Here is a 20,227-nt window from a genome sequence, read left to right as displayed (position 1 = left end):
GCGCTTCTTCGGAACACCAATTCAGGCAATGGGAGTGTCAGATGTCTTTTGCTCGTTCGGCCTTGGCCAATCGCTTTTCCGCACTCGTGCTCACCGCTGCGACCGCCACCCTGGCGCTGCCCCTGGCCGCCGCGCCGGGCGTCGAGGGTTCCCTCTCCGCCGTGCAGGGCAATGCCCGGGTCGCCAAGGCCCTGGAAGCGCTGCGCGCCGATGATGGCCGCACCTTCACGGAACAGAAGCACATCGCCCAGATTCCTGCGCCGCCGTTCAAGGAAAAGGTGCGTGCCGAGTATTACCTCAAGCGCTTCCAGGAGCTGGGGCTCAAGGACGCCAGCATCGCCCCGGAAGGCTATGTGATCGCCACCCGCAAGGGCAGCGGCCAGGGGCCGCAGCTGGTGGTCTCGGCGCACCTGGATACGGTGTTTCCCGAGGGCACTGACCTGACCCTCAAGGAACAGGACGGCAAGACCTATGGCCCCGGCATCGGCGATGACGCCCGGGGCCTGGCGGCGCTGTTGTCGGTGATCGACGCCCTGAACAAGAGCGGCATCGAGACGGTGGGCGACCTGGTCTTCGTCGGCACCGTAGGCGAGGAGGAGCTGGGCAACCTGCGCGGGGTGAAGGCCCTGTTCAAGGATCGCCAGGGCATCGACGGCTTCATCTCGGTGGATGGCATCGACGTGCGGCGGATCGTCAATCGCGGCACCGGTAGCCACCGCTACGAGATGACCTTCAAGGGACCGGGTGGCCACAGCTTCGCCGAGTTCGGGCGACCCAGCGCCATCCACGCCATGGGTCGCGCCATCGCCAAGATCGCCGAGGTGCGGCCGCCCAAGGAGCCCAAGACCACCTTTACCGTGGGCACGGTGCAGGGCGGCACCTCGGTCAACGCCATCGCCGGCGAAGCGCGCCTGACCCTGGACATGAGATCCAACGAAGAGGCCGCGCTGCTGGCCGAAGAGAAGGAGATACTGGCCCTGGTGCAGGACGCGGTGAAGGAGGAGAACAAGCGCTGGGACACTGATCAGATCTCGGTCGACATCAAGCTGATCGGTGATCGTCCGGCCGGTGGCACGGCGGAGGATTCGCCCATGGTGCAGACGGCGCAGCGCGCCATCGTCGCCGTCACCAACGGCGCCAAGGTCACCTTGAGCGGCGGCAGCACCGACTCCAACACCGCCATGTCCCTGGGCGTGCCAGCCATGACCATCAGCGGCGGCGGGGAGGGCGGCAGTGCCCACTCGCTGGCGGAGTGGTACAAGCCGGTGGACGCCTACCAGGGCCCGCAGAACGTGCTGCTGACCAGTCTGACCCTGGTGGGCGTCAAGGGTGTCAGCGAGCCAGTGCTGCAGGCGAAAGGCAAGTAGCGCAAGTCCGCCCTGGCACCCGTCCGCAAGGGCGGGATGCCAGGGCCGGCGGGCTCACTCGCGCGCCGGCTTCACGCTCAGGCACGCCAGGGAGCTGACCAAGATCGCCAGGCCGGACAGCGGGTACAGCAGGGTCGAAGGCACCAGCGGGATGAGCACGCCCGCCAGCAGTGGACCCACGCTGGCGCCCACGTCGCGCCACATGGCGTTGGAGGCCAGCGCCGGCAGCCGTGCCTGGCCGGGATGGCGGGCGGCGACTAGGGTCACCACCAGGGGGATCTGCAGGGCGCGCAGGATCAGCACCCCGCCGGCGCCGAGGATCAGCCAGTGGAAGCCGAAGGCGATCAGGAACAGCGCGGTCAGCGTCGAGCAGACCACCAGCATGGGCGCCGCGCCATAGCGATCCGCCGCCCGGCCGCCGAGCGGGCTGAGCAGCATGTCGGACACATAACGCAGCGCCATCAGCAGCCCGGCCACCAGCACCGCGTCGCCGCCCAGCACCGCCTGGGAAAAGGCCGACAGGCCAAAGATGAACAAGCCGTCCAGGGTCACTCCTTCGATGAAGGACCAGGTGACGATGCGATCCGGCCAGCGCAGGCGGCGCCCGGGTGCCGGTAACTGGTGCCCGGCGCTGGGCAGCCCCAGCGCCAGCAGCAGGCCGATCAGGCAGAGGCCGCTGCAGAGCAGCAGCACCGCGCGCGGTCCGTACTGCAGGGTGAGCCAGGCGCCCGCGGAGAGGGCCAGCATGGGGCCGATGGCGATCAGCGACCGGGACGTACCGGTGCGCCGGGCAGCACCGGCCGGGTCGGCGGTGGCCAGGACCTGGGTGGACAGGTTGAAGGTGGCGAAACTCAGGCCCCAGGCCAGGCGTAGCCCCAGCAGCGCCCAGAAACCCGAGAGGTTGGCGTTGCCCAGGGCGCAGAGCGCGGCCACCGCGGCGGCCACCACCAGGCTGCGCCGATCGCCGCAGCGGGCATAGAGCTGCACCACATAGCGATAGCCGACGATGCGGATCACCCGGTTGGCGGCCAGCAGGATGCCGGCCTCGATCAGGGTGATGCCGAAGACCGGGGCGTACATGGGCAGGACGAGGTAGAGCAGCACGTCGCTGGGCAGGCAGAAGGCGAGGACGATGGCCGCGCGCCGGGAGGCCTGGTCGACGGACCGGGAAGAGCTCATGCGCGAAAGATTCCTGTGGACGAGGTGACGTCCAGCCCTTCGGTCGGCAGCTGGACAGCGGGTTGCACGGGCGGCATTGCCGGACAGGCGCCTGGCAGAGGCCGTGGCTGCAACGAGACTGTCATTATCTCTTCTTTTGCAAGAGGTGTCCGCCAGGCGAAGCGGCTGAACTAACCCCGGGCGCGCGCAATCCTTTTCAGTGCGTCTTGCGTTGCGCAGTGGCTGCCCGGCCCTGCCACGTCCCGTCTAGAAAAGGAGTCGTCAGTGACCGTAGCTGCCCACCATTACCATCCTGTCCGACCCGGCCCGCTGCACGCGCTGCTGCTGGCCGGCTCCGTCCCGCTGTTCATCGGCGGTCTGCTCAGCGATATCGCCTATTACCAGACGATGCAGATCCAGTGGGCCAACTTCGCCGCCTGGCTGATCGCCGGCGCCCTGTTGCTGTCCGGGCTGGCCCTGCTGTTCGCTCTGGGCAACCTCTTTGGCGCCCGTTTCCGGGGTCGCCGGCCGGCGGCCTATTTCCTCCTGCTGCTGCTGGCCTGGGTGCTGGGGCTGGTCAATGCCTTCGAACACGCCAAGGACGCCTGGGCGGTGATGCCCGCCGGGCTGATCCTCTCGGTGGTTGTTTCGGTGCTGAGCCTGGTGGCCGCCTGGATCGCCCTCTCCAACCTGCGTTCGGAGGTGGTTCGATGAGCACTCCAAGAGCCTTGAGCGTCCTTGGTCTGGCCGTGCTGCTGGCCGCCTGCGGCAACGAAGGCGGTGCCGACACCCAGGCACGCGGGCCCGATCCCAAGCTGCCCGAACCCCAGCGGGGCCTCCTGCCGAGCATGAAGATCGCCGAGCCGGCCCCCTGGGGCGATCGCACGCCCACCGTGCCCCAGGGCTACACCATCACCGCCATCGCCACTGACCTGCGCATTCCGCGGCAGATGCTGGTGCTGCCCAATGGCGACATCCTGGTGGCCGAGGGCCGTGGCGGCAACGCGCCCAAGCTGAAGCCCAAGGACGTCATCGCCGGCTACATCAAGGCCCAGGGCAACACCCAGGTGAAGGGTGGCAATCGCCTGACCCTGCTGCGCGATGCCGACGGCGATGGCAAATACGAACTCAAGACGGTGTTCGCCGAGAATCTCAACGCGCCCTATGGCCTGGCCTTCGCCAATGGGCGGATCTATGTGGCCAACCAGGACGCCCTGGTCAGCTTTCCCTACCAGGACGGCCAGACCCAGGCCAGCGGCGCGCCGGACAAGCTGGTCGACCTGCCGGCGGCGATCAATCACCACTGGACCAAGTCCCTCGCCGCGAGCGCCGATGGTCGCTACCTCTATGTGGGCATCGGCTCCAACAGCAACGTCGGCGAGCGCGGCATGGATGTCGAGGTGGATCGCGCGGTGATCTGGCAGATCGATGCCCAGAGCGGCGCGCACAAGAACTATGCCACTGGGGTGCGCAATCCCACCGCCCTGGCCATCCAGCCCGACAGCGGCCAGCTGTGGGCGGTGGCCAACGAGCGCGACGAGATCGGCCCGGACCTGGTGCCGGACTACCTGACCTCCATCCGCGAGGGCGGCTTCTATGGCTGGCCCTACAGCTACTGGGGGCAGAACGTCGATACCCGCGCCCAGCCGCAGGATCCGGCCAAGGTCGCCGCCGCCATCAAGCCCGACTACAGCCTGGGCTCCCATGTCGCCGCCCTGGGGGTGACCTTTGCCACCGCGGCGGTGGGTGGGCAATTCACCGATGGCGTCTTCGTTGGCGAACACGGCAGCTGGAACCGCGACAAGCCGGTGGGCTACCGCGTGGTCTTCGTGCCCTTCCAGCAGGGCCGCCCGGCCGGCGAGCCCATCGACTTCGCCACCGGGTTCTTTGGCGACGATGGCAAGACCCGCGGCCGACCGGTCGGGGTGGCGGTGGACCAACGTGGCGGCGTGATCATCGCCGACGACCTGGCCAACACTATCTGGCGGGTGACGCGCACCCAGTAAGGTGGGTGACGATCCGGTTGCCGTCTTTCGGGACGGCGACCGTTATCAACCCATGCGGTGGTGCAGATCACCCAGCACGATCAAACTACCCACCACCATCAGCACCAGGATCAGGCTGGTGAACAGCAGCAGATAGAGGTCGGGGCGGTGCGAGCGACCCAGGCTGATATGCAGAAAGCAGCGCAGGTGCACCAGGATCTGCAGCAGGCCCAGGCCGAAGATGACGCCCAGGGTGGTCCCGCGTGGCCAGGTCGGGAAGAGCACTAGACCGATGGGGATCAGGCTCAGCGTCACCGCCAGCACCAGGCCGATCACATAGCTCGCCAGTTCGCGGCGATAGTCGTCACGCTTCATGGCAACAGCCCCTGCAGGTAGACCACCGACAGGATGGCGACCCAGACGATATCGAGAAAATGCCAGAACAGCCCCAGGCGCATCAGCCGGGTCTTTACTGGCGTATCCAGACCGAACACCCTCAGTTGTACCAGCATCACCACCAGCCACAGGCAGCCGCTGGCGACGTGCACCCCGTGCATGCCCACCAGGGCGAAGAAGGCCGAGAGAAAGGCGCTGCGCTGGGGCAGGGCGCCCTTGTCCGCCATGCCGAGGAAGTCGTGCACCTCCAGGCCGAGGAACACCAGCCCCAGGGCCAGCGTCACCAGCAGCCAGGTCACCAGGGGCCGCAGCCGACCCTCGTGGTACTTCATCGCCAGCGACGCCAGACCGTAGGTGAAGCTGCTGGCCAGCAGCACCAGGGTCTGCAAGGTGACGCTGCCCAGTTCGAAGACGTCCCGGGCCACCGGTCCCCCGGCAGTGGCGTGCTGCAGCGTCGCATAGATGGCGAACAGCAGCGCGAACACCAGGGCGTCGCTCATCAGGAAGATCCAGAAGCCGAACAGCGAGTATTCGGCCTCGGCGTGGGTCGCGTGATCGGTGTGACCGACGTTGAGGCCGGCGTGGTTCATATCACGCGAACTCATGGCCCCATCTCCGCCAGGCCACGATTGCCCGGCCCGGTTTCCTCGTCGCGCGTGACGGGGCGGGTCGCGGCGACCTCATCCAGCCAGGCCTCATGTTCGCGCCGAACGTCCGCCGCCGAGATCAGTCGCTCGGTATCGCGCTGGAAGCTGCGGGCGATGACCGCCCCCCAGGCCACCAGCAGCCCCAGTACGGCCATCCAGCCGATGTGCCACACCAGGCCGAAGGCACAGGCGAAGCCCGCCGCGCCGACGATGGCCGGGACGGCACTGTTCTTGGGAAGCACCAGATCGGCATAGGTCCGCGGCCGGTCGTAGGCCAGGCTTTGTTCCTTGAGCCAGGTGAAGGGATCCCGGTCGTTGATCGGCAGCGGCACGGCGAAGTTGTACTCCGGCGGCGGCGCGGCGACCGCCCATTCCAGGGTCCGGCCGTTCCAGGGATCACCCGCCGGCACCCGCGCACTGTCGCGGCGACGAATGCTCACCACCAGCTGAATCACCAGGCTGCCCAGGGCGGCCAGCAGCACTACCGCGCCGAGTTCGGCGACCCACAGCAGCGGGGCGAAATCGGGGTTGTGGATGGCCTGGCTGCGCCGCGGCAGACCGGAGACGCCCAGCACATACAGGGGCATGAAGGCGAGGATGAAGCCCAGGCCGAAATTCAGCGCGGCGATGCGGCCCCAGCGCTCGTCGAGGCGAAAGCCGAAGGCCTTGGGAAACCAGAAGTGGTAGCCCGCCAGCATGCCGAACAGCATTCCCGGGATCAGCATGTTGTGGAAGTGGGCGACCAGGTAGACGGTGTTGTGCACCTGATAGTCCACCGGCGGTGTGGCCAGGGTGATGCCGGTGAGGCCGCCGATCACGAACAGCATGATGAACATTACCGCGTAGATCAGCGGCGTGGTCAGGCGGATGCGACCGCGGAACATGGTTGCCATCCAGTCGTAGATCTTCACCCCGGTGGGAATGCCGATGAGCATGGTGGCGATGCCGAAGGCGGCGTTGATCTTGGGGCTCTGGCCCATGGTGAAGAAGTGGTGCAGCCAGACGGTAAAGGACAACACGGCGATCACCAGGGTGGCCCAGACCAGCGAGTGATAGCCATAGAGCCGCTTGGTGGAAAAGGTGGCGAAGACCTCGGAGAACACTCCGAAGGCCGGCAGGATCAGGATGTACACCTCCGGATGGCCGAACAACCAGAACAGGTTGATGTAGTTCATCAGGTTGCCACCCTGGGTGTTGGTGAAGAAGTGGAAGTCCAGGTAGCGGTCCAGGGCCAGCAGCAGAGTGGCCACGGTCAGCGGCGGCATGGCGAAGATCATCAGGATGCTGGTGCACAGCGCTGTCCAGCTGAACAGCGTCATATGGAACAGGCGCATGCCGGGCGCTCGTTCCTTGTAGAGGGTGACGGCGAAGTTGAGGCCGGTCAGGGTGCTGCCCAGGGAGCTCAGGGTCAGGGCCCAGATCCAGTAGTCGGGACCGACGCCGGGCTGGTACTCGGCACCGGTGTAGGGCGGATAGCCGCTCCAGCCACCGGTGGAAAAGCGCCCCAGCACCAGCGAGACCATCACCAGCGCCGCCCCGGCCACGGTCAGCCAGAGGCTGATGGCGTTGAGCAGGGGAAAGCGCACGTCGCGGGCGCCGATCTGCAGCGGCATGACGAAGTTGATCAGCCCGGTCAGAAAGGGCATGGCGACGAAGAACACCATGATGGTGCCGTGGGTGCTGAACAGCTGGCCGAAGTGTTCCGGCGGCAGGTAGCCCGGCGCATCGATGGCCAGCGCCTGCTGGGTGCGCATCATCACCCCTTCCACTAAACCGCGGCTGAACATCACCAGGGCCAGCACCACATACATGATGCCGATGCGCTTGTGGTCCAGGCTGGTGAACCACTCCTGCCAGAGATAGCGCCACTTGCCGAGCCAGGTGATCACCCCGGCGGTAGCCAGGGCGCCGAGGATCACCACGCTGGCGCCGCAGGTGGCGACCAGGCTGTAGAAGGGCAGGGCGTCGTAGCCCAGGCGGCCGAACAGCAGGTGCCAGAGGGCCGAGGAATCAGTCATGGGTGGCTCCCTGGAAGGTATCGCAGGCGGGTACCGGATCCTGGCGATAGCGTGCCAGCACCCAGGCGAAGAGGGCGGGTTGGGTCAGGCGCAGCTGGGCGGCCTGCTCCAGGGTGCCGGGACGGGCCAGCACCTGGTAATGGGCGCAATCCAGGGCCTCGCGAACCTGGCTCATGTGCTGAGTCCAGGCTTGGAAATCCGCTTCCGCCAGCACCCGGATCGGGAAGTGCTGATCCTGGAAACCCTCGCCGCTGTACTGGGCATTGCGACCCTCGAACTGGCCGGGCACGGGAATCTGCAGATAGCGCTGGGTCTGCATGCCGGCCATGGCATAGATCTGGCCCCCCAGGCGCGGCAGCAGCAGGGACTGCATCACCGTATCGCTGGTCAGCCTGAGTTGCACCGGACGACCTGCCGGCAGGACCAGTTCATTGACCGTGGCGATCCCCTGTTCGGGATAGAGGAACAGCCACTTCCAGTCCAGCCCGATCACCTGGACCTCCAGCGGCGTCACGCCGGGTGTCGGTGAGCGATAGGGGTCCAGGCTGTGGGTGCGGGTCCAGACCAGGAAGGCCAGGGCTGCCACGATCAGCGCCGGGACGCCCCAGGCGAAGACGTCCAGCAGCCAGGAGAACTCCCAGCGCGGCCGGTAGGCGGCGCGGTCGTTGCCGTGGCGATAGCGCCAAACGATCAGCGGGGTGAGCAGGATCACCGGCAGCACCACCACCAGGGCCAGACCGACGATCCACAGCAGCAGGTCGCGTTCGCCACTGGCGGCGAGGCCGGCCGGGGCGAAAAAGCCGTGTTGCAGCGGAGAGCAGCCCGTGAGCGAAGCGGCGAGCACCAGGCCGGCCAGCGCTCCGACGGCGGAGCGGCGCTTCGAGGTGCTTTCCGGACGAGGAGTAGAAGGACGCGATATTCGCGCTAGGGACATGAGCGGACCCGACCGTAACCAGTTGTTGCAGCCAACAGACCGCCCGAGGGGGCGCGACGTTCACTGGATACTGGCGCTTGGCCGCTGCTGTTCAGGAAAGGGGCGCGTGCATGGCGCGGACTAGGGCTGTTCGGTCTTCCACTGGCCGAGCAGGATGGCGACGAATTTTTCCGCGGCGGGCGACAGCGAGGCGCCGCGGCGCGAGACCAGGCCGAGGGTGCGGGTCACTTCCGGATCGGTGAGGGGCACGCTGACCAGGGTCGGGTGGTCGGCGTCCGGCATGGCCAGGCTGGGCATGGCCGAGACGCCGAGGCCGGCTTCCACCATGCCCAGGGAGGTGGACAGGTGCTGCACCTCGTAGAACCACTTGGGGCGGATGCCGCGCGCGGAGAGGGCATGGTCGAGCAGCACCCGGTTGCCGCTGAGGCGCCCCACGCCGATCAGCCGGTGCTCGACCAGCTCGGCCCAGCTGATCGAGGGGCGCCCGGCCAGTTCGTGGTCACGCCGGCAGGCCAGCACGAACTGCTCCTGCACCAGGGGGACGAATTCGATGTCCGGATGCTGGCCGCTGAGCATGTTGATGCCGAAGTCGGCCTCGCCGCGCAGTACGGCCTCCAGGCCGTCGTTGGCGCTGAGGTCCAGCAGCCGGATGCGGATCTTGGGGTATTGCTCGTTGTACTGGCGGATCACCGAGGGCAGGAAGTAGAAGGCCGCGGTGGGGATGCAGGCCAGGGTGACCTGGCCGGTCTGGCGCTCGGCCAGTTCGCGGATGCTGAGGATGGAATCCTCGAAGTCGTCCAGCAGCCGCCGCGCCTTGGGCAGGAAATCGCGGCCGACGCTGGTGAGTCCGACGCGACGAGTGGTGCGCTCGAGCAAGGGCGTGCCCAGGCCGTCTTCCAGCTTTTTGATGCGTCGGCTCAGGGCCGGTTGCGACAGGTGCAGGGCGTCGGCGGCCTCATGGAAGCTGCCCAGTTCGGCGATTTTCACGAAAGATCGAATATCTTGCAGCTCGTATTCCATGAACAGTCTCGGCTCCTGCGGGCTCGTTATTGATTATCCAAGTGGAATAATAGCGCTGATATTTGCATTGGATAGATTTATGTCCGGCTGCCAATCTTGCCTGCAGAACATCAATAACCGCTATTGATCAACAAGAGTCAGCAGTCATGCAACGTATTCCCTGCGTTCTCATGCGAGGCGGCACCTCCAAGGGCCCTTTCTTCCTCGCCAGCGACCTGCCCAGCGATCCCGTCCAGCGCGACGAGATGCTGATCGACCTCATGGGTGCCGGTCACGAACTGGAAATCGACGGCATTGGTGGCGGCAGCCCCCAGACCAGCAAGGTCGCCATCATCAGCCCGTCCAGCCATCCCGATGCCGACGTGGACTATCTCTTCGTCCAGGTGATGGTCGCCGAGCGCCGCGTCGATACCGCGCCCAACTGCGGCAACATGCTCTGTGCCGTGGGTCCCTTCGCCGTGGAGCAGGGGCTGGTCGCCGCTGAAGACGGCAAGACCCTGGTGCGCATCCGCAACCTCAACACCAACAGCTTCGTCGATTCGCTGGTACATACGCCCGGCGGCCTGGTGCGCTATGAAGGCGACACCGCCATTGATGGCGTGCCCGGTACCGCCGCACCGGTCCAACTGACCTTTCTCGACGCCGTGGGCAGCAAGACCGGCAAGCTGTTTCCCACCGGCCAGGCTACCGATGTCTTCGATGGCGTGCCGGTGACCTGCATCGACATGGCCATGCCGATGATGATCGTCGAGGCCCGCCACCTGGGCGTGACCGGCAGCGAGCGGCCGGCCGAGCTGGACGCCAACACGGCGCTGCTGGCGCGGCTGGAAGCCCTGCGTCTGCAGGCGGGTCGGGCCATGGGTCTGGGCGATGTCAGCGGCAAGGTGATCCCCAAGCCGGTACTGGTCTCTCCGCCCCAGCACGGCGGCACCCTGCAGGTCCGCTATTTCATGCCGCACAGCTGCCACCGCGCCTTGGCCATCACCGGTTCCATCGGCCTGGCCACCGCCTGCGTCACCCCGGAAACGGTGGTGATGGCGCTGCTCGGCGAGTCGGCGCGTGACCTGACCCACGTCCGCCTGGAGCATCCCAGCGGCGGGATCGACGTCGTGCTGTCGCGCGGCGGCGCGGACGGCACTACCATCCAGGCCTCGGTCGTCCGGACCGCGCGCCGCCTGTTCGCCGGTCACGTGTACGCGCCCACCGCGCGGAGGCACGCCAGCTAAAGCGATATCCCCCCAACTACCAGCGCATCCGCACAACTTCAATAAACGGTGATGCCCCATGAAACTTGCCAAATCGCTGTACTTCCAGATCCTCTGCGCCGTGGTCCTCGGGGTGCTGGTCGGTCACTTCTGGGCGCAACAGGCCGTCGCGCTCAAGCCCCTGGGTGACGCCTTCATTAAGCTGATCAAGATGATGATCGCCCCCGTGGTGTTCTGCACCATCGTCACCGGCATCGCCGGCATGACCGACAAGAGCACCCTGGGTCGGCTGATGGGCAAGACGCTGCTGCTGTTTCTGGTGCTCACCGTCATCAGCCTGTTCATCGGCCTCGGCGCGGTCTATCTGTTCCAGCCCGGCGTAGGCATGAACATCGATCCCGCGACCCTGAGCACCGCCAGCATCGCCCAGTACACGGCGTCGGCGGCCAAGCTCAGCGTGGTGGACTTCTTCATGCACATCATCCCGGACACCTTCATGGGGGCGTTCAACAAGGGTGAGGTGCTGCCGGTGCTGTTCATCGCCGTGCTGTGCGGCTTCGCGCTGTCCGCCATGGGCGAGCGCGGCCGGCCGGTGCTGGAGGTGCTTGAGTCGGCGTCGCAGATGGTCTTCCGCATCTTCGGCTACCTGATGCGCTTCGCGCCGGTGGGTGCCTTTGGCGCCCTGGCCTTTACCGTCGGCCAGTACGGCATCACCTCGCTGGGTTCCCTGGCCAAGCTGATCGCCACCCTCTACATCGCCTGCGCCTTCTTCGTCTTCGTGGTGCTGGGCGCGCTGTGCCGCTCGCGCGGCTTCAGCCTGTGGAAGCTGCTGCGCTACTTCCGCGAGGAATTCCTGGTGGTGCTCGGCACCTCGTCCACCGAGCCGGTGCTGCCGCGCATGCTGCAGAAGCTCGAAGGCCTGGGCTGCAAGAAGGGCGTGGTCGGCCTGGTGTTGCCCACCGGTTATTCCTTCAACCTGGACGGCACCGCCATCTACCTGTCGCTGGCCGCGGTCTTCATCGCCCAGGCCTGCAACATCGACCTCACCATCGGCCAGACCCTGACCATGCTGGCGATCATGCTGCTGTCCTCCAAGGGTGCGGCAGGGGTGACCGGCAGCGGCTTCGTCGCCCTGGCCTCGACCCTCACCGTGATCCATGACATCCCCCTGGCCGGTCTGGCCCTGCTCATCGGCATCGACCGCTTCATGTCCGAGGCCCGCGCCCTGACCAGCCTGGCCAGCAACGCCGTGGCCACCGTGGTGATCGCGCTGGGCGAGGACGCCTGCGATCGCAACAAGCTGATGCGTGCCCTGGAAACCGGCAAGGCCGAACCCGTGGTGCTGCCCGAGGCCGCCGAGTGGACGGCACCGGACGTTCGTCCCCACGCCTGATCGTTTAAACCCCGCTACCGCTGCAGTCCCACCTCCGCGCCGTCACCTGGCCGGAGGAGGGGATCGGCTGGCCCGCGTTTGGCCAGGCACACGACAAGAACAAGGGATATGCCTATGCTCGCGCTTCTCGGTCTGATCATGGTGGTGACCTTCACCTACCTGATCATGAGCAAACGTCTGTCGCCCATCGTGGCGCTCACCGTGGTGCCCATCGTCTTCGCCCTCATCGGTGGCTTCGCTCCCACCACCGGCAAGATGATGCTCGACGGCCTCAAGATGGTGGCGCCCTCGGCGGCGCTGCTGCTCTTCGCCATCCTCTTCTTCGGCCTGATGATCGATGCCGGACTGTTCGATCCGCTGATCCGCAAGATCCTCAAGCGGGTCAACGGCGACCCGGTGAAGATCGCCATCGGCACCGCGCTGCTCTCGCTGCTGGTGGCCCTGGACGGCGACGGCACCACCACCTACATGATCACCTGCGCCGCCATGCTGCCGCTGTACAAGCGCATCGGCATGAATCCCATGGTGCTGGCGACCGTCTCCATGCTCTCGCTGAGCATCATGAGCGGCATGAGTCCCTGGGGCGGCCCGGCCACCCGCGCCATCGCCGCCCTGGGGCTGGACGCCACCGCCTACTTCATTCCCATGCTGCCCACGGTGATCGGCGGGGCGGCCTGGGTGGTCTTCACCGCCTTCCTGCTCGGTCGCCGCGAGCGCGCGCGCATCGGCAACGTCGCCCTGGAAAGCGGCGGGGCGGCGGGCGGCAAGTGCTATATCGAGGAGATCCTCGGTGACTCGCCGAACAAGCGCCCCCGCCTGGCCTACGTCAATCTGGTGCTGGTGATCGCGGTGATGACCGCCCTGGTCATGGGTGTGATGCACGCGGCCATCCTCTTCATGATCGGCTTCGTGCTGGCGCTGATGATCAACTACCCGCAGCTGGAGTTGCAGAAGGAGCGCATCCTGGCGCACTCGGGCAACGCCATGACCGTGGTGCTCCTGGTGTTCGCCGCGGGCATCTTCGCCGGCATTTTTTCCGGCACCAAGATGGTCGATGCCCTGGCCCAGACCCTGGTCGACTGGATTCCGCCGGCCTGGGGCCACTGGTTCCCGCTGGTGGTGGCCATCACCAGCATGCCGCTGACCTTCGTGCTGTCCAACGATGCCTATTACTTCGGCGTGGTGCCTATCCTGGCCAATGCCGCCGCGGCCTATGGGATCGATCCGGTGGAGATCGCCCGCGCCTCGGTGCTGGGCCAGCCGGTGCACCTGATGAGTCCGCTGGTGGCCTCCACCCTGTTGCTGGTGGGCATGGTCGACCGCGACATCGGTGACTTCCAGAAGGCCACCGTCAAATGGGCCGTGCTGACCTCCCTGGTCATCACCGCCATCGCACTGCTCACCGGCGCCATCTCCTTCTTCGTCTGATCCTCCTGGCGGGCGGGCATGCTCGTGCCCGCCCGCTGCAATCCCACTCCAAAAACAACAAGAGACTTCCTCATGTCCCAACTCCTCAAGGGTGGCGCGGGTTGCGCCGCCCTGTGCGCCTGTATGCCCTTCGCCGACGCCGCCGGCTTCCTCGAAGACAGCAAGCTCAGGCTGCAACTGCGCAATGTCTACTTCAACGAGAACTTCCGCGACGAACAGGGCCTGAGCGCGCGCGCCGCTGCCACGGCCAAGAGCGAGCGCACCGAGTGGGCTCAGGGGTTCCTGCTGGACTACCGCTCGGGCTTCACCCAGGGCACCGTCGGTTTCGGCCTGGACGCTCTCGGCCTGCTGGGCGTGCGCCTGGACTCCGGGCGCGGGCGTAGCGGTACTGGATTGTTGCCGGTGCACAGCGACGGGCGGGCGGCGGCGGAGGCCAGCGCCTTCGGCGCCACCGCCAAGGCGCGGCTGGGCAAGACGGTGGTCAAGCACGGCACCCTGTTGCCCAAGACCCCGGTGCTGGTCTACAACGATGCCCGCCTGCTGCCCCAGACCTACCAGGGCACCCAGGTCACCAGCGACGACATCCAGGGCCTGACGCTGACCCTGACCCACCTCGATCGCTTCAAGCTGCGCGATTCCACCGACAGCAACGGCCTCTTTCCCGACGGCTACAGCGGCAGCCAGTCCGGCAATTTCAGCTACGGCGGTGCCGAGTACCAGGTGAGCAAGAGCCTGAGGCTCAGCTACTTCCACGGTGAGCTGAACAACTTCTATCGCCAGGATTTCGCCGGTATCCAGCATGACCTGCCGCTCGCCGGCGGGGTGCTGACGGGCGACCTGCGTTACTTCAAGAGTCGCGACACGGGCGCGGCCTACGCGGGCAAGATCGACAACGACATGCTCAGCGGCCAACTAACCTATTCCAACAGCGGCCATACGGTCGGCGCGGGATTGCAAAAGCTCAGCGGGGATGCCGGCCTGCCTTACATCAGCGGTGCCACCGTCTATTCCTTCAGCAACGTCGGCATCGGCAAGTTCATCGAGGAAGACGAGAAGACCTGGCTGCTCAGCTACGTCTACGACTTCAAGACGCTGGGGCTGCCCGGGCTGACCTTCATGACCCGCTACATCAGCGGCGAAAACAGTCGCTCCGGCAGCGAAGGCCTGCACGAGTGGGAACGCGATGTGGAACTGGCCTACGTGGTGCCCAAGGGCTCGCTCAAGGGGTTCGGGGTCAAGCTGCGCAACTATGTCTATCGCGCCGACTTCGCCCGTGGTCGGGACAGCAATCGCCTGTACCTGACCTACGACCTGGCGCTCTGGTAGCAGAGGGGAGGAGGGGAGTCGCGAGGGCGACTCCCCTGGGGTTCACTGCGCGGGGATGGGCTTGAGGCCGCTGTCCTGGATGGCCTTGGCGGCGTCCTTCGAGGCCAGGTACTGCAGCAGAGCGCGGGCCGCATCCGGGTGCGTGCTCTTGCTGACCACGGCGCCGGAATAGAGGGTCATCTTCTGCGCCTGGTCGGGGATCAGGCCGACGATGTCGATGCCTTGCACGGGCTTCAATTCGCTCAGTTGCTGGAAGCCCAGCTGCGCGTCACCGCGGGCGACGACTTCGCCCACCGGCTCGGCGGGGATCATGCGCGCCTTGGCCTTAAAAGCATCGCTCAGCTGCATGCGCGGGAACAGGATGTGCGCCAGGTAGACGCCGCTGGCGCTGTCAGAATAGGCCACCGACTGGGCGTTCTCCAGGCTCTGCTTGAAGGCGTCCATGGTGGAGATGTCCGGCTTGGGCGCGCCCTTGCGCACCGCCAGGGCGATGAACGACTGGCCCAGGTCGACGCGGCTGTCCTTGAGCGCCTGGCCGTTGGCGACCAGCTTGTCCAAGGCCGAACCCACCATCAGCACCACGTCGGCCGGCTCGTTGCGGGCCAGGCGCTGGGGGATGGCCTGGGGCGTGTCGCCCATGGACGGCGCGGCGGCGATATCCAGTTTCACGCCGGTGGCCTTTTCATAGGCCGGCGCGACCTCACGGATGGCGCCCATGATCCCGCCCGAACTCAGCACCGTGAGGGTGGTGGCAGGTTGCGCCGCCAGCAGCGGCGTGGAAGCCAGCAGCAGGGCGCCGAAGGCGAGGGTGGGCAAACGTCGAAACATGGTGATGACTCCAGGGTGAAAAGACCGACGATAGACCGCGGGCGAGGCGGGAGCGCGTTAGTCCGAATGAAGAAAAATTTAGTTTACCGGCCTGGTGGTTTTCCCTAGGGTGTCCGGTCCGCCAGACCGGGCGCCAGATCCAGAGGCCGCTATGACCCAGGCTTTGGTCATCGAAGACGACAAGGTGACCGCTCACGCCATCGCCAGCGAATTGCAGGCTCAAGACTATCAGGTGCGCTGGGAACGCACCGGCCGCGACGGCCTGGCCGCGGCCATCGCCGGCGGCCACGACATCATCACCCTCGACCGCATGCTGCCGGATTTCGACGGCCTGACCATCGTCAGCACCCTGCGTGGCCTCGGCATCGCCACCCCGGTGCTGATGCTCAGCGCCCTGTCCGATGTCGACGAGCGCGTCCGCGGCCTGAGATGCGGCGGTGACGACTACCTGACCAAGCCCTTTTCCCTGGTGGAGATGATGGCCCGTCTGGAGGCACTGCTCAGGCGGCCGGTGGCCCAGTCCGCCAGTCACCAGCTGCGGGTGGGCGAGCTTACCCTGGACCTGATCGAGAACACCCTGACCCGCGCCGGCGAGGCCATCGCCCTGTTGCCCACCGAATTCAAGATCCTCACCTACCTGATGCGCAACGCCGGCCAACTGGTGACCCGCACCATGCTCTTCGAGCAGGTCTGGGGCTATCACTTCGATCCGGGCACCAACATCATCGACGTGCACATGGGGCGGCTGAGACGCAAGATCGAGCGGGCGGGGCGGCCGCTGGTGCATACCGTCCGCGGAGCCGGCTATGTCCTCGTCGTCCCGGACTAGGGCCGGCAGGCGCTGGCGCTCGGGGAGCAGTCGCCTGCTGGCGCTCTATGCGCTGCTCTTCGTGGCCTGGGGTGCGGTCTTCACCGGGGTGCTCTACTGGCAGATCTCCGGCTATCTGGGTGCCGTGGCGGAGCGCACCCTGCTGCAGCGGGCGCACTACTACGGCAAGGTGGCGGATGCCGACCTGCTGGGCGAGCTGCAGGCCAGCGAGGTCTATTCCATGCCCGGTATCGACGCCTACGGCCTGTTCGAAGCCGATGGCCGCTATGTCGCCGGCAACCTGGTCAAGCTCTTGCGCAACCTGCCGGACGATGGCCGGGTGCACTACCTGCAGCGGGGACTCCGGACCTCCGACGCCCTGGACGAGACGCGCAGCAGCCATGCCTTTCTGCAGCGCCGCGCGGACGGCCGCATCCTGGTGCTGGCACGCGATGGCGGTTCCATTTCGGCGGTGGGCGGCATCATCGGCCAAGCGCTGTTCTGGGGGCTGTCGCTGACCTTGATTCCCGGGCTGATCGGCTGGCACCTGTTGCGGCGGCGCCCGCTGCGGCGCGTCGAGCGACTGCAACGCAGCCTGGAGCGGATCGTCGCCGGTCATCTGGAGGAGCGGCTGCCGCTGTCACCGCGGCACGACGAACTGGACATGCTGGCCGATGCGGTCAATACCACCCTGGCCCAGCTGGAGCGCTCGATGCACGAGGTGAACGGGGTCTGCGACGGCATCGCCCATGACCTGCGCACCCCGCTGACGCGGCTGCGGGCGCGCCTGCACCAGTTGCAGCAGCTGCCGCTGGCCGAACCCCAGGCCGACAGCCTCGCGGAAGCTCTGGCCGAGACCGAAGCCATCATGTCGCGCTTCCAGGGCTTGCTGCGTATCTCCGAGCTGGAGGACACCCGGCGGCGCATGGCCTTCGCGCCCCTCGATCTGGCCGCGCTGCTGCGCCAGGCCCATGATTTCTACGAGCCCCTGGCCCAGGAAAAGGCCCAGACCCTGAGCCTGGAACTGGGTGAGGAACTGCCGGAGGTGCAGGGCGACGCCGAGTTGCTGTTCGAGGCCCTGGTCAATCTCCTGGACAACGCCCTCAAGTTCGCCCCCGAGGATGGCCAGGTGCGCCTGGTGGCACGCGGGGTCGGCACCGCGGTGCGCATCGAGGTGATCGACGACGGCCCCGGCATTCCCGAAGCCGAGCGGGAGAGCGTGCTGCGGCGGCTCTATCGCGGCGATGCCAGTCGCCAACAGCCGGGCTACGGCCTGGGCCTGTCGCTGGTGGCGGCCATCGTCCGCCTGCATGGTTTCAGCCTGAGCATCGAAGCGGCGGAGCCGGTGGGCGCCCGGGTGGTCATCACCAGCGCCGGCTGAGGCGCGGCTTCCTAAATTTTTCTTCATTTTGCTTCATTTGAGACCGCGGCAGGGCTCTCCCAGGATGGCGGGCCTCTTCCGCCACACCGGATCTGCCGCTCGTGAAACACCCCCTGCTACTGGGCCTCGCCGCCCTGGGTCTCGCCTGGCTCGGCCAGGTCGAGGCCGCGCCCGCCGCTGCGCCCGCCGCCAATGTGCTCATTCCCTCGCCACCCCAGCTCTCGGCCAAGGCCTGGGTACTGATGGATGCCACCACCGGCCAGGTGATCGCCGAGGAGGATTCCCACGAGCACCTGCCGCCGGCCAGCCTGACCAAGCTGATGACCGTCTATGTGGCGACCCGCGATATCCAGGCCGGCCAGCTCAAGGCCGACGATCAGGTCACCGTCAGCGAGCACGCCTGGCGCACCGAGGGCTCGCGGATGTTTCTCGATCCGCGCACCTCGGTGTCGGTGCATGATCTACTGCAGGGCATCGTCATCGATTCGGGCAACGACGCCAGCGTGGCCCTGGCCGAGCACATCGCCGGCAGCAACGAGAGCTTCGCCAGTCTGATGAACGCCACTGCGCAGCGCCTGGGCCTGCACGACAGCCACTTCATGAATCCCACCGGGCTACCCGACCCCGAACACTTTTCCTCGCCCTACGACATGGCGCTGCTGGCGCGGGCCATCATCCAGGACGAGTCGGCCTACTATGAGCTCTACGCCAAGAAGTACTTCACCTGGAACGGTATCCGCCAGCCCAATCGCAATCTGCTGCTCTGGCGCGATCACAGCGTGGATGGTCTCAAGACCGGCCATACCGAGGCGGCCGGCTATTGCATGGTGACCTCGGCACTGCGCGATGGGCGCCGGCTGATCACCGCGGTGTTCGGCTCCAACTCCATCAACAACCGCGCGGCGGATACCCAGAAGCTGCTGACCTACGGCTATCGCTTCTTCGAGAACCAGACCCTGGACCAGGCCGGCGTCGCCCTGGGTACCCCGGCGATCTGGGAAGGCGAGCAGTCGACCCTGCCGGTGGGGGTGACCCAGGACGTGGTGCTGACCCGCCCCAAGGGTCAGCAGCCGCCCGAGCGTCGGCTGGTGCTGGACGAGCCGCTGGTGGCGCCCATCGCCCAGGGCGCGGTGGTCGGCCGCCTGGAGCTGGTGGAGGGCGACCGCGTCCTGCAGACCCGCCCGCTGGTGGCCCTGGAGGCGGCGGAGCAGGGCGGCTGGTGGTCGCGCTGGCCGGAGCGCCTCTACCGACTGGTGCTGCACTGGTTCGGCCGGATCTGACCCGCACGGGCGGCCTCAGGCCTCCTGCTGCAGATGTTCGCGCAGAAAGGCGTTCATCCTTTCCAGGGTCCAGCGCACGCCTGGCAGCACCCCGAGCATCTCGATGAAGCCATGGATCATGCCCGGCAGCTCATGGTACTCCACGGCGTTGCCGGCGCCGATCAGCGCCTGGGCATAGAGCCGGGCATCGTCGCGTAGGGCATCGCATTCGGCGCCGAAGATCAGCGCGGGCGGCAGATTGGCGTGGGAGGAGGCGTAAAGGGGTGACACCCGTGGATCGCGGGTATCCACATCCTGCAGGTACATGCCGGAGAAGTAGTCCATCATCGGCCGGGTCAGCGGTGGAACCTGGGCGTTCTCGATCCGCGAGGGGTGATGCCAGGCCTCGGGGGTGTTGTCGACCCCGGGATAGATCAGCACCTGGGCCCTGAGCCTGAGCGGACCCTCGCGCAGGTGCAGCGCGGCCATGGCGGCCAGACCGCCGCCAGCGCTGTCGCCGGCCACGGCGACGCGGTCGAGATCGAGGTGCAAGGCGCTGCCGGCCTCGGCCAGCCAGCGCAAGACGGCCAGGACATCATCGGGACTGGCTGGCGCCGGATGTTCCGGGGCAAGGGCATAGTGCACCGCCAGCACCGCGCAGTCGGTGCCCAGGGCGATCTGGCGGCAGAGCGAATCATGGCTGTCCAGGTCGCCGATCACCCAGCCACCGCCGTGCAGATAGACTACCAGTGGGCGCGGTCGAGCGTCTTCCGCATAGGGCCGATAGAGACGCAACGGGATGGGGCCGAGGGGACCTGGCGCGGTGAGCGCCTCCACCCGCGTCACCGGCTCCGGCGGCAGGCCGAGGGCGCGATTCAGCTGCACATAGGCGGCGCGCGCCTGCTCCGGGGTGAGGCTGTCCAGCGGTGGCTGCGGGTGGGCGGCCAGCTGCGCCAGCAGGCCGGCCACCTCCGGGGTGAGGCGCGCGAAGACGTCGTGCATGGGGCTTCTCCTAGGTTTCCGGGCGCCAGGATGGAGGCCGGGTCGCCGCCAGCCTCGCCGGAGGTCACGGGC

18 protein-coding genes are annotated in these 20,227 nt (G+C 66.9%); 10 read left to right on the top strand and 8 right to left on the bottom strand.

Annotated elements, in window-relative coordinates; all coding sequences use genetic code 11:
- Positions 1-41: 41 nt before the first annotated feature.
- Positions 42-1,367 carry a M20/M25/M40 family metallo-hydrolase gene (locus FEZ61_RS05755; protein WP_173147684.1) on the top strand — a complete coding sequence of 442 codons (1,326 nt, stop codon included), beginning with the start codon at positions 42-44 and terminating at the stop codon, positions 1,365-1,367.
- A 54-nt stretch (positions 1,368-1,421) separates the two neighbouring features.
- On the opposite strand, the gene FEZ61_RS05750 is transcribed toward FEZ61_RS05755, so the two are convergent.
- Positions 1,422-2,546 carry an MFS transporter gene (locus FEZ61_RS05750; RefSeq protein WP_173147682.1) on the bottom strand — a complete coding sequence of 375 codons (1,125 nt, stop codon included), beginning with the start codon at positions 2,544-2,546 and terminating at the stop codon, positions 1,422-1,424.
- 264 nt (positions 2,547-2,810) lie between these two features.
- Between FEZ61_RS05750 and FEZ61_RS05745 the strand changes: the two genes are divergently transcribed.
- The gene (locus FEZ61_RS05745; RefSeq protein WP_158894380.1) at positions 2,811-3,239 is read left to right on the top strand and encodes a DUF2231 domain-containing protein; all 429 of its coding nucleotides are present in this window, start codon (positions 2,811-2,813) and stop codon (positions 3,237-3,239) included.
- Entirely contained in the window at positions 3,236-4,531 is a 1,296-nt protein-coding gene (locus FEZ61_RS05740; RefSeq protein ID WP_064309515.1) for a sorbosone dehydrogenase family protein, read from the top strand. The genes FEZ61_RS05745 and FEZ61_RS05740 overlap by 4 nt, the downstream gene beginning before the upstream one ends.
- A gap of 45 nt (positions 4,532-4,576) precedes the next feature.
- Here FEZ61_RS05740 and FEZ61_RS05735 read toward each other — a convergent pair whose 3' ends face one another.
- From FEZ61_RS05735 to FEZ61_RS05715, 5 genes are all read right to left on the bottom strand, one after another.
- On the bottom strand, positions 4,577-4,885 hold the full coding sequence (locus tag FEZ61_RS05735; RefSeq protein WP_173147680.1) for a cytochrome C oxidase subunit IV family protein: 309 nt from the start codon (positions 4,883-4,885) through the stop codon (positions 4,577-4,579).
- Positions 4,882-5,511: a cytochrome c oxidase subunit 3 gene (locus FEZ61_RS05730; RefSeq protein WP_173147678.1), complete on the bottom strand. Its 630-nt coding sequence runs from the start codon at positions 5,509-5,511 to the stop codon at positions 4,882-4,884. The genes FEZ61_RS05735 and FEZ61_RS05730 overlap by 4 nt, the downstream gene beginning before the upstream one ends.
- Positions 5,508-7,571, bottom strand: coding sequence for a cbb3-type cytochrome c oxidase subunit I (locus tag FEZ61_RS05725; RefSeq protein ID WP_173147676.1), 2,064 nt, complete (start codon positions 7,569-7,571; stop codon positions 5,508-5,510). The genes FEZ61_RS05730 and FEZ61_RS05725 overlap by 4 nt, the downstream gene beginning before the upstream one ends.
- Positions 7,564-8,415, bottom strand: coding sequence for a ubiquinol oxidase subunit II (locus tag FEZ61_RS05720; RefSeq protein ID WP_346342859.1), 852 nt, complete (start codon positions 8,413-8,415; stop codon positions 7,564-7,566). The genes FEZ61_RS05725 and FEZ61_RS05720 overlap by 8 nt, the downstream gene beginning before the upstream one ends.
- A 210-nt stretch (positions 8,416-8,625) precedes the next feature.
- Complete coding sequence (locus tag FEZ61_RS05715; protein ID WP_173147673.1) at positions 8,626-9,525, bottom strand: LysR family transcriptional regulator; 900 nt, start codon at positions 9,523-9,525, stop codon at positions 8,626-8,628.
- Between the two features lie 146 nt (positions 9,526-9,671).
- Between FEZ61_RS05715 and FEZ61_RS05710 the strand changes: the two genes are divergently transcribed.
- The 4 genes from FEZ61_RS05710 to FEZ61_RS05695 all read left to right on the top strand — a co-directional run bounded on the left by FEZ61_RS05710 (position 9,672) and on the right by FEZ61_RS05695 (position 14,877).
- Positions 9,672-10,751 (top strand): 4-oxalomesaconate tautomerase, encoded by a 1,080-nt coding sequence (locus FEZ61_RS05710; protein WP_173147671.1) that lies wholly within the window; start codon positions 9,672-9,674, stop codon positions 10,749-10,751.
- Positions 10,752-10,809: 58 nt separating this feature from the next.
- Complete coding sequence (gene dctA, locus FEZ61_RS05705; RefSeq protein WP_173147669.1) at positions 10,810-12,123, top strand: C4-dicarboxylate transporter DctA; 1,314 nt, start codon at positions 10,810-10,812, stop codon at positions 12,121-12,123.
- A 114-nt stretch (positions 12,124-12,237) separates the two neighbouring features.
- A complete protein-coding gene (locus FEZ61_RS05700; protein WP_017641218.1) occupies positions 12,238-13,551 on the top strand; it encodes a citrate:proton symporter in 1,314 nt (437 codons plus the stop codon).
- Positions 13,552-13,623: 72 nt separating this feature from the next.
- Positions 13,624-14,877: an OprD family porin gene (locus FEZ61_RS05695; RefSeq protein ID WP_173147668.1), complete on the top strand. Its 1,254-nt coding sequence runs from the start codon at positions 13,624-13,626 to the stop codon at positions 14,875-14,877.
- Positions 14,878-14,919: 42 nt separating this feature from the next.
- On the opposite strand, the gene FEZ61_RS05690 is transcribed toward FEZ61_RS05695, so the two are convergent.
- Complete coding sequence (locus tag FEZ61_RS05690) at positions 14,920-15,705, bottom strand: substrate-binding domain-containing protein (protein ID WP_093251664.1); 786 nt, start codon at positions 15,703-15,705, stop codon at positions 14,920-14,922.
- Between the two features lie 151 nt (positions 15,706-15,856).
- On the opposite strand from FEZ61_RS05690, the gene FEZ61_RS05685 reads away from it, so the two are divergent.
- The 3 genes from FEZ61_RS05685 to FEZ61_RS05675 all read left to right on the top strand — a co-directional run bounded on the left by FEZ61_RS05685 (position 15,857) and on the right by FEZ61_RS05675 (position 19,174).
- A complete protein-coding gene (locus tag FEZ61_RS05685) occupies positions 15,857-16,534 on the top strand; it encodes a response regulator transcription factor (protein WP_173147666.1) in 678 nt (225 codons plus the stop codon).
- A complete protein-coding gene (locus tag FEZ61_RS05680; protein WP_173147664.1) occupies positions 16,512-17,894 on the top strand; it encodes a HAMP domain-containing sensor histidine kinase in 1,383 nt (460 codons plus the stop codon). Before FEZ61_RS05685 ends, FEZ61_RS05680 begins: the two co-directional genes overlap by 23 nt.
- A 119-nt stretch (positions 17,895-18,013) precedes the next feature.
- A complete protein-coding gene (locus FEZ61_RS05675) occupies positions 18,014-19,174 on the top strand; it encodes a D-alanyl-D-alanine carboxypeptidase family protein (RefSeq protein ID WP_242455112.1) in 1,161 nt (386 codons plus the stop codon).
- A gap of 15 nt (positions 19,175-19,189) precedes the next feature.
- Here FEZ61_RS05675 and FEZ61_RS05670 read toward each other — a convergent pair whose 3' ends face one another.
- Entirely contained in the window at positions 19,190-20,155 is a 966-nt protein-coding gene (locus tag FEZ61_RS05670; RefSeq protein ID WP_173147662.1) for an alpha/beta hydrolase, read from the bottom strand.
- Positions 20,156-20,227: the final 72 nt, after the last annotated feature.

This window comes from Pseudomonas sp. MS15a(2019) (genome assembly GCF_013277805.1).
Classification (GTDB): domain Bacteria; phylum Pseudomonadota; class Gammaproteobacteria; order Pseudomonadales; family Pseudomonadaceae; genus Chryseomonas; species Chryseomonas benzopyrenica.
The sequence above is the reverse complement of the archived record's forward strand: the minus strand, read 5'-3'. Positions and strand labels throughout refer to the sequence as shown.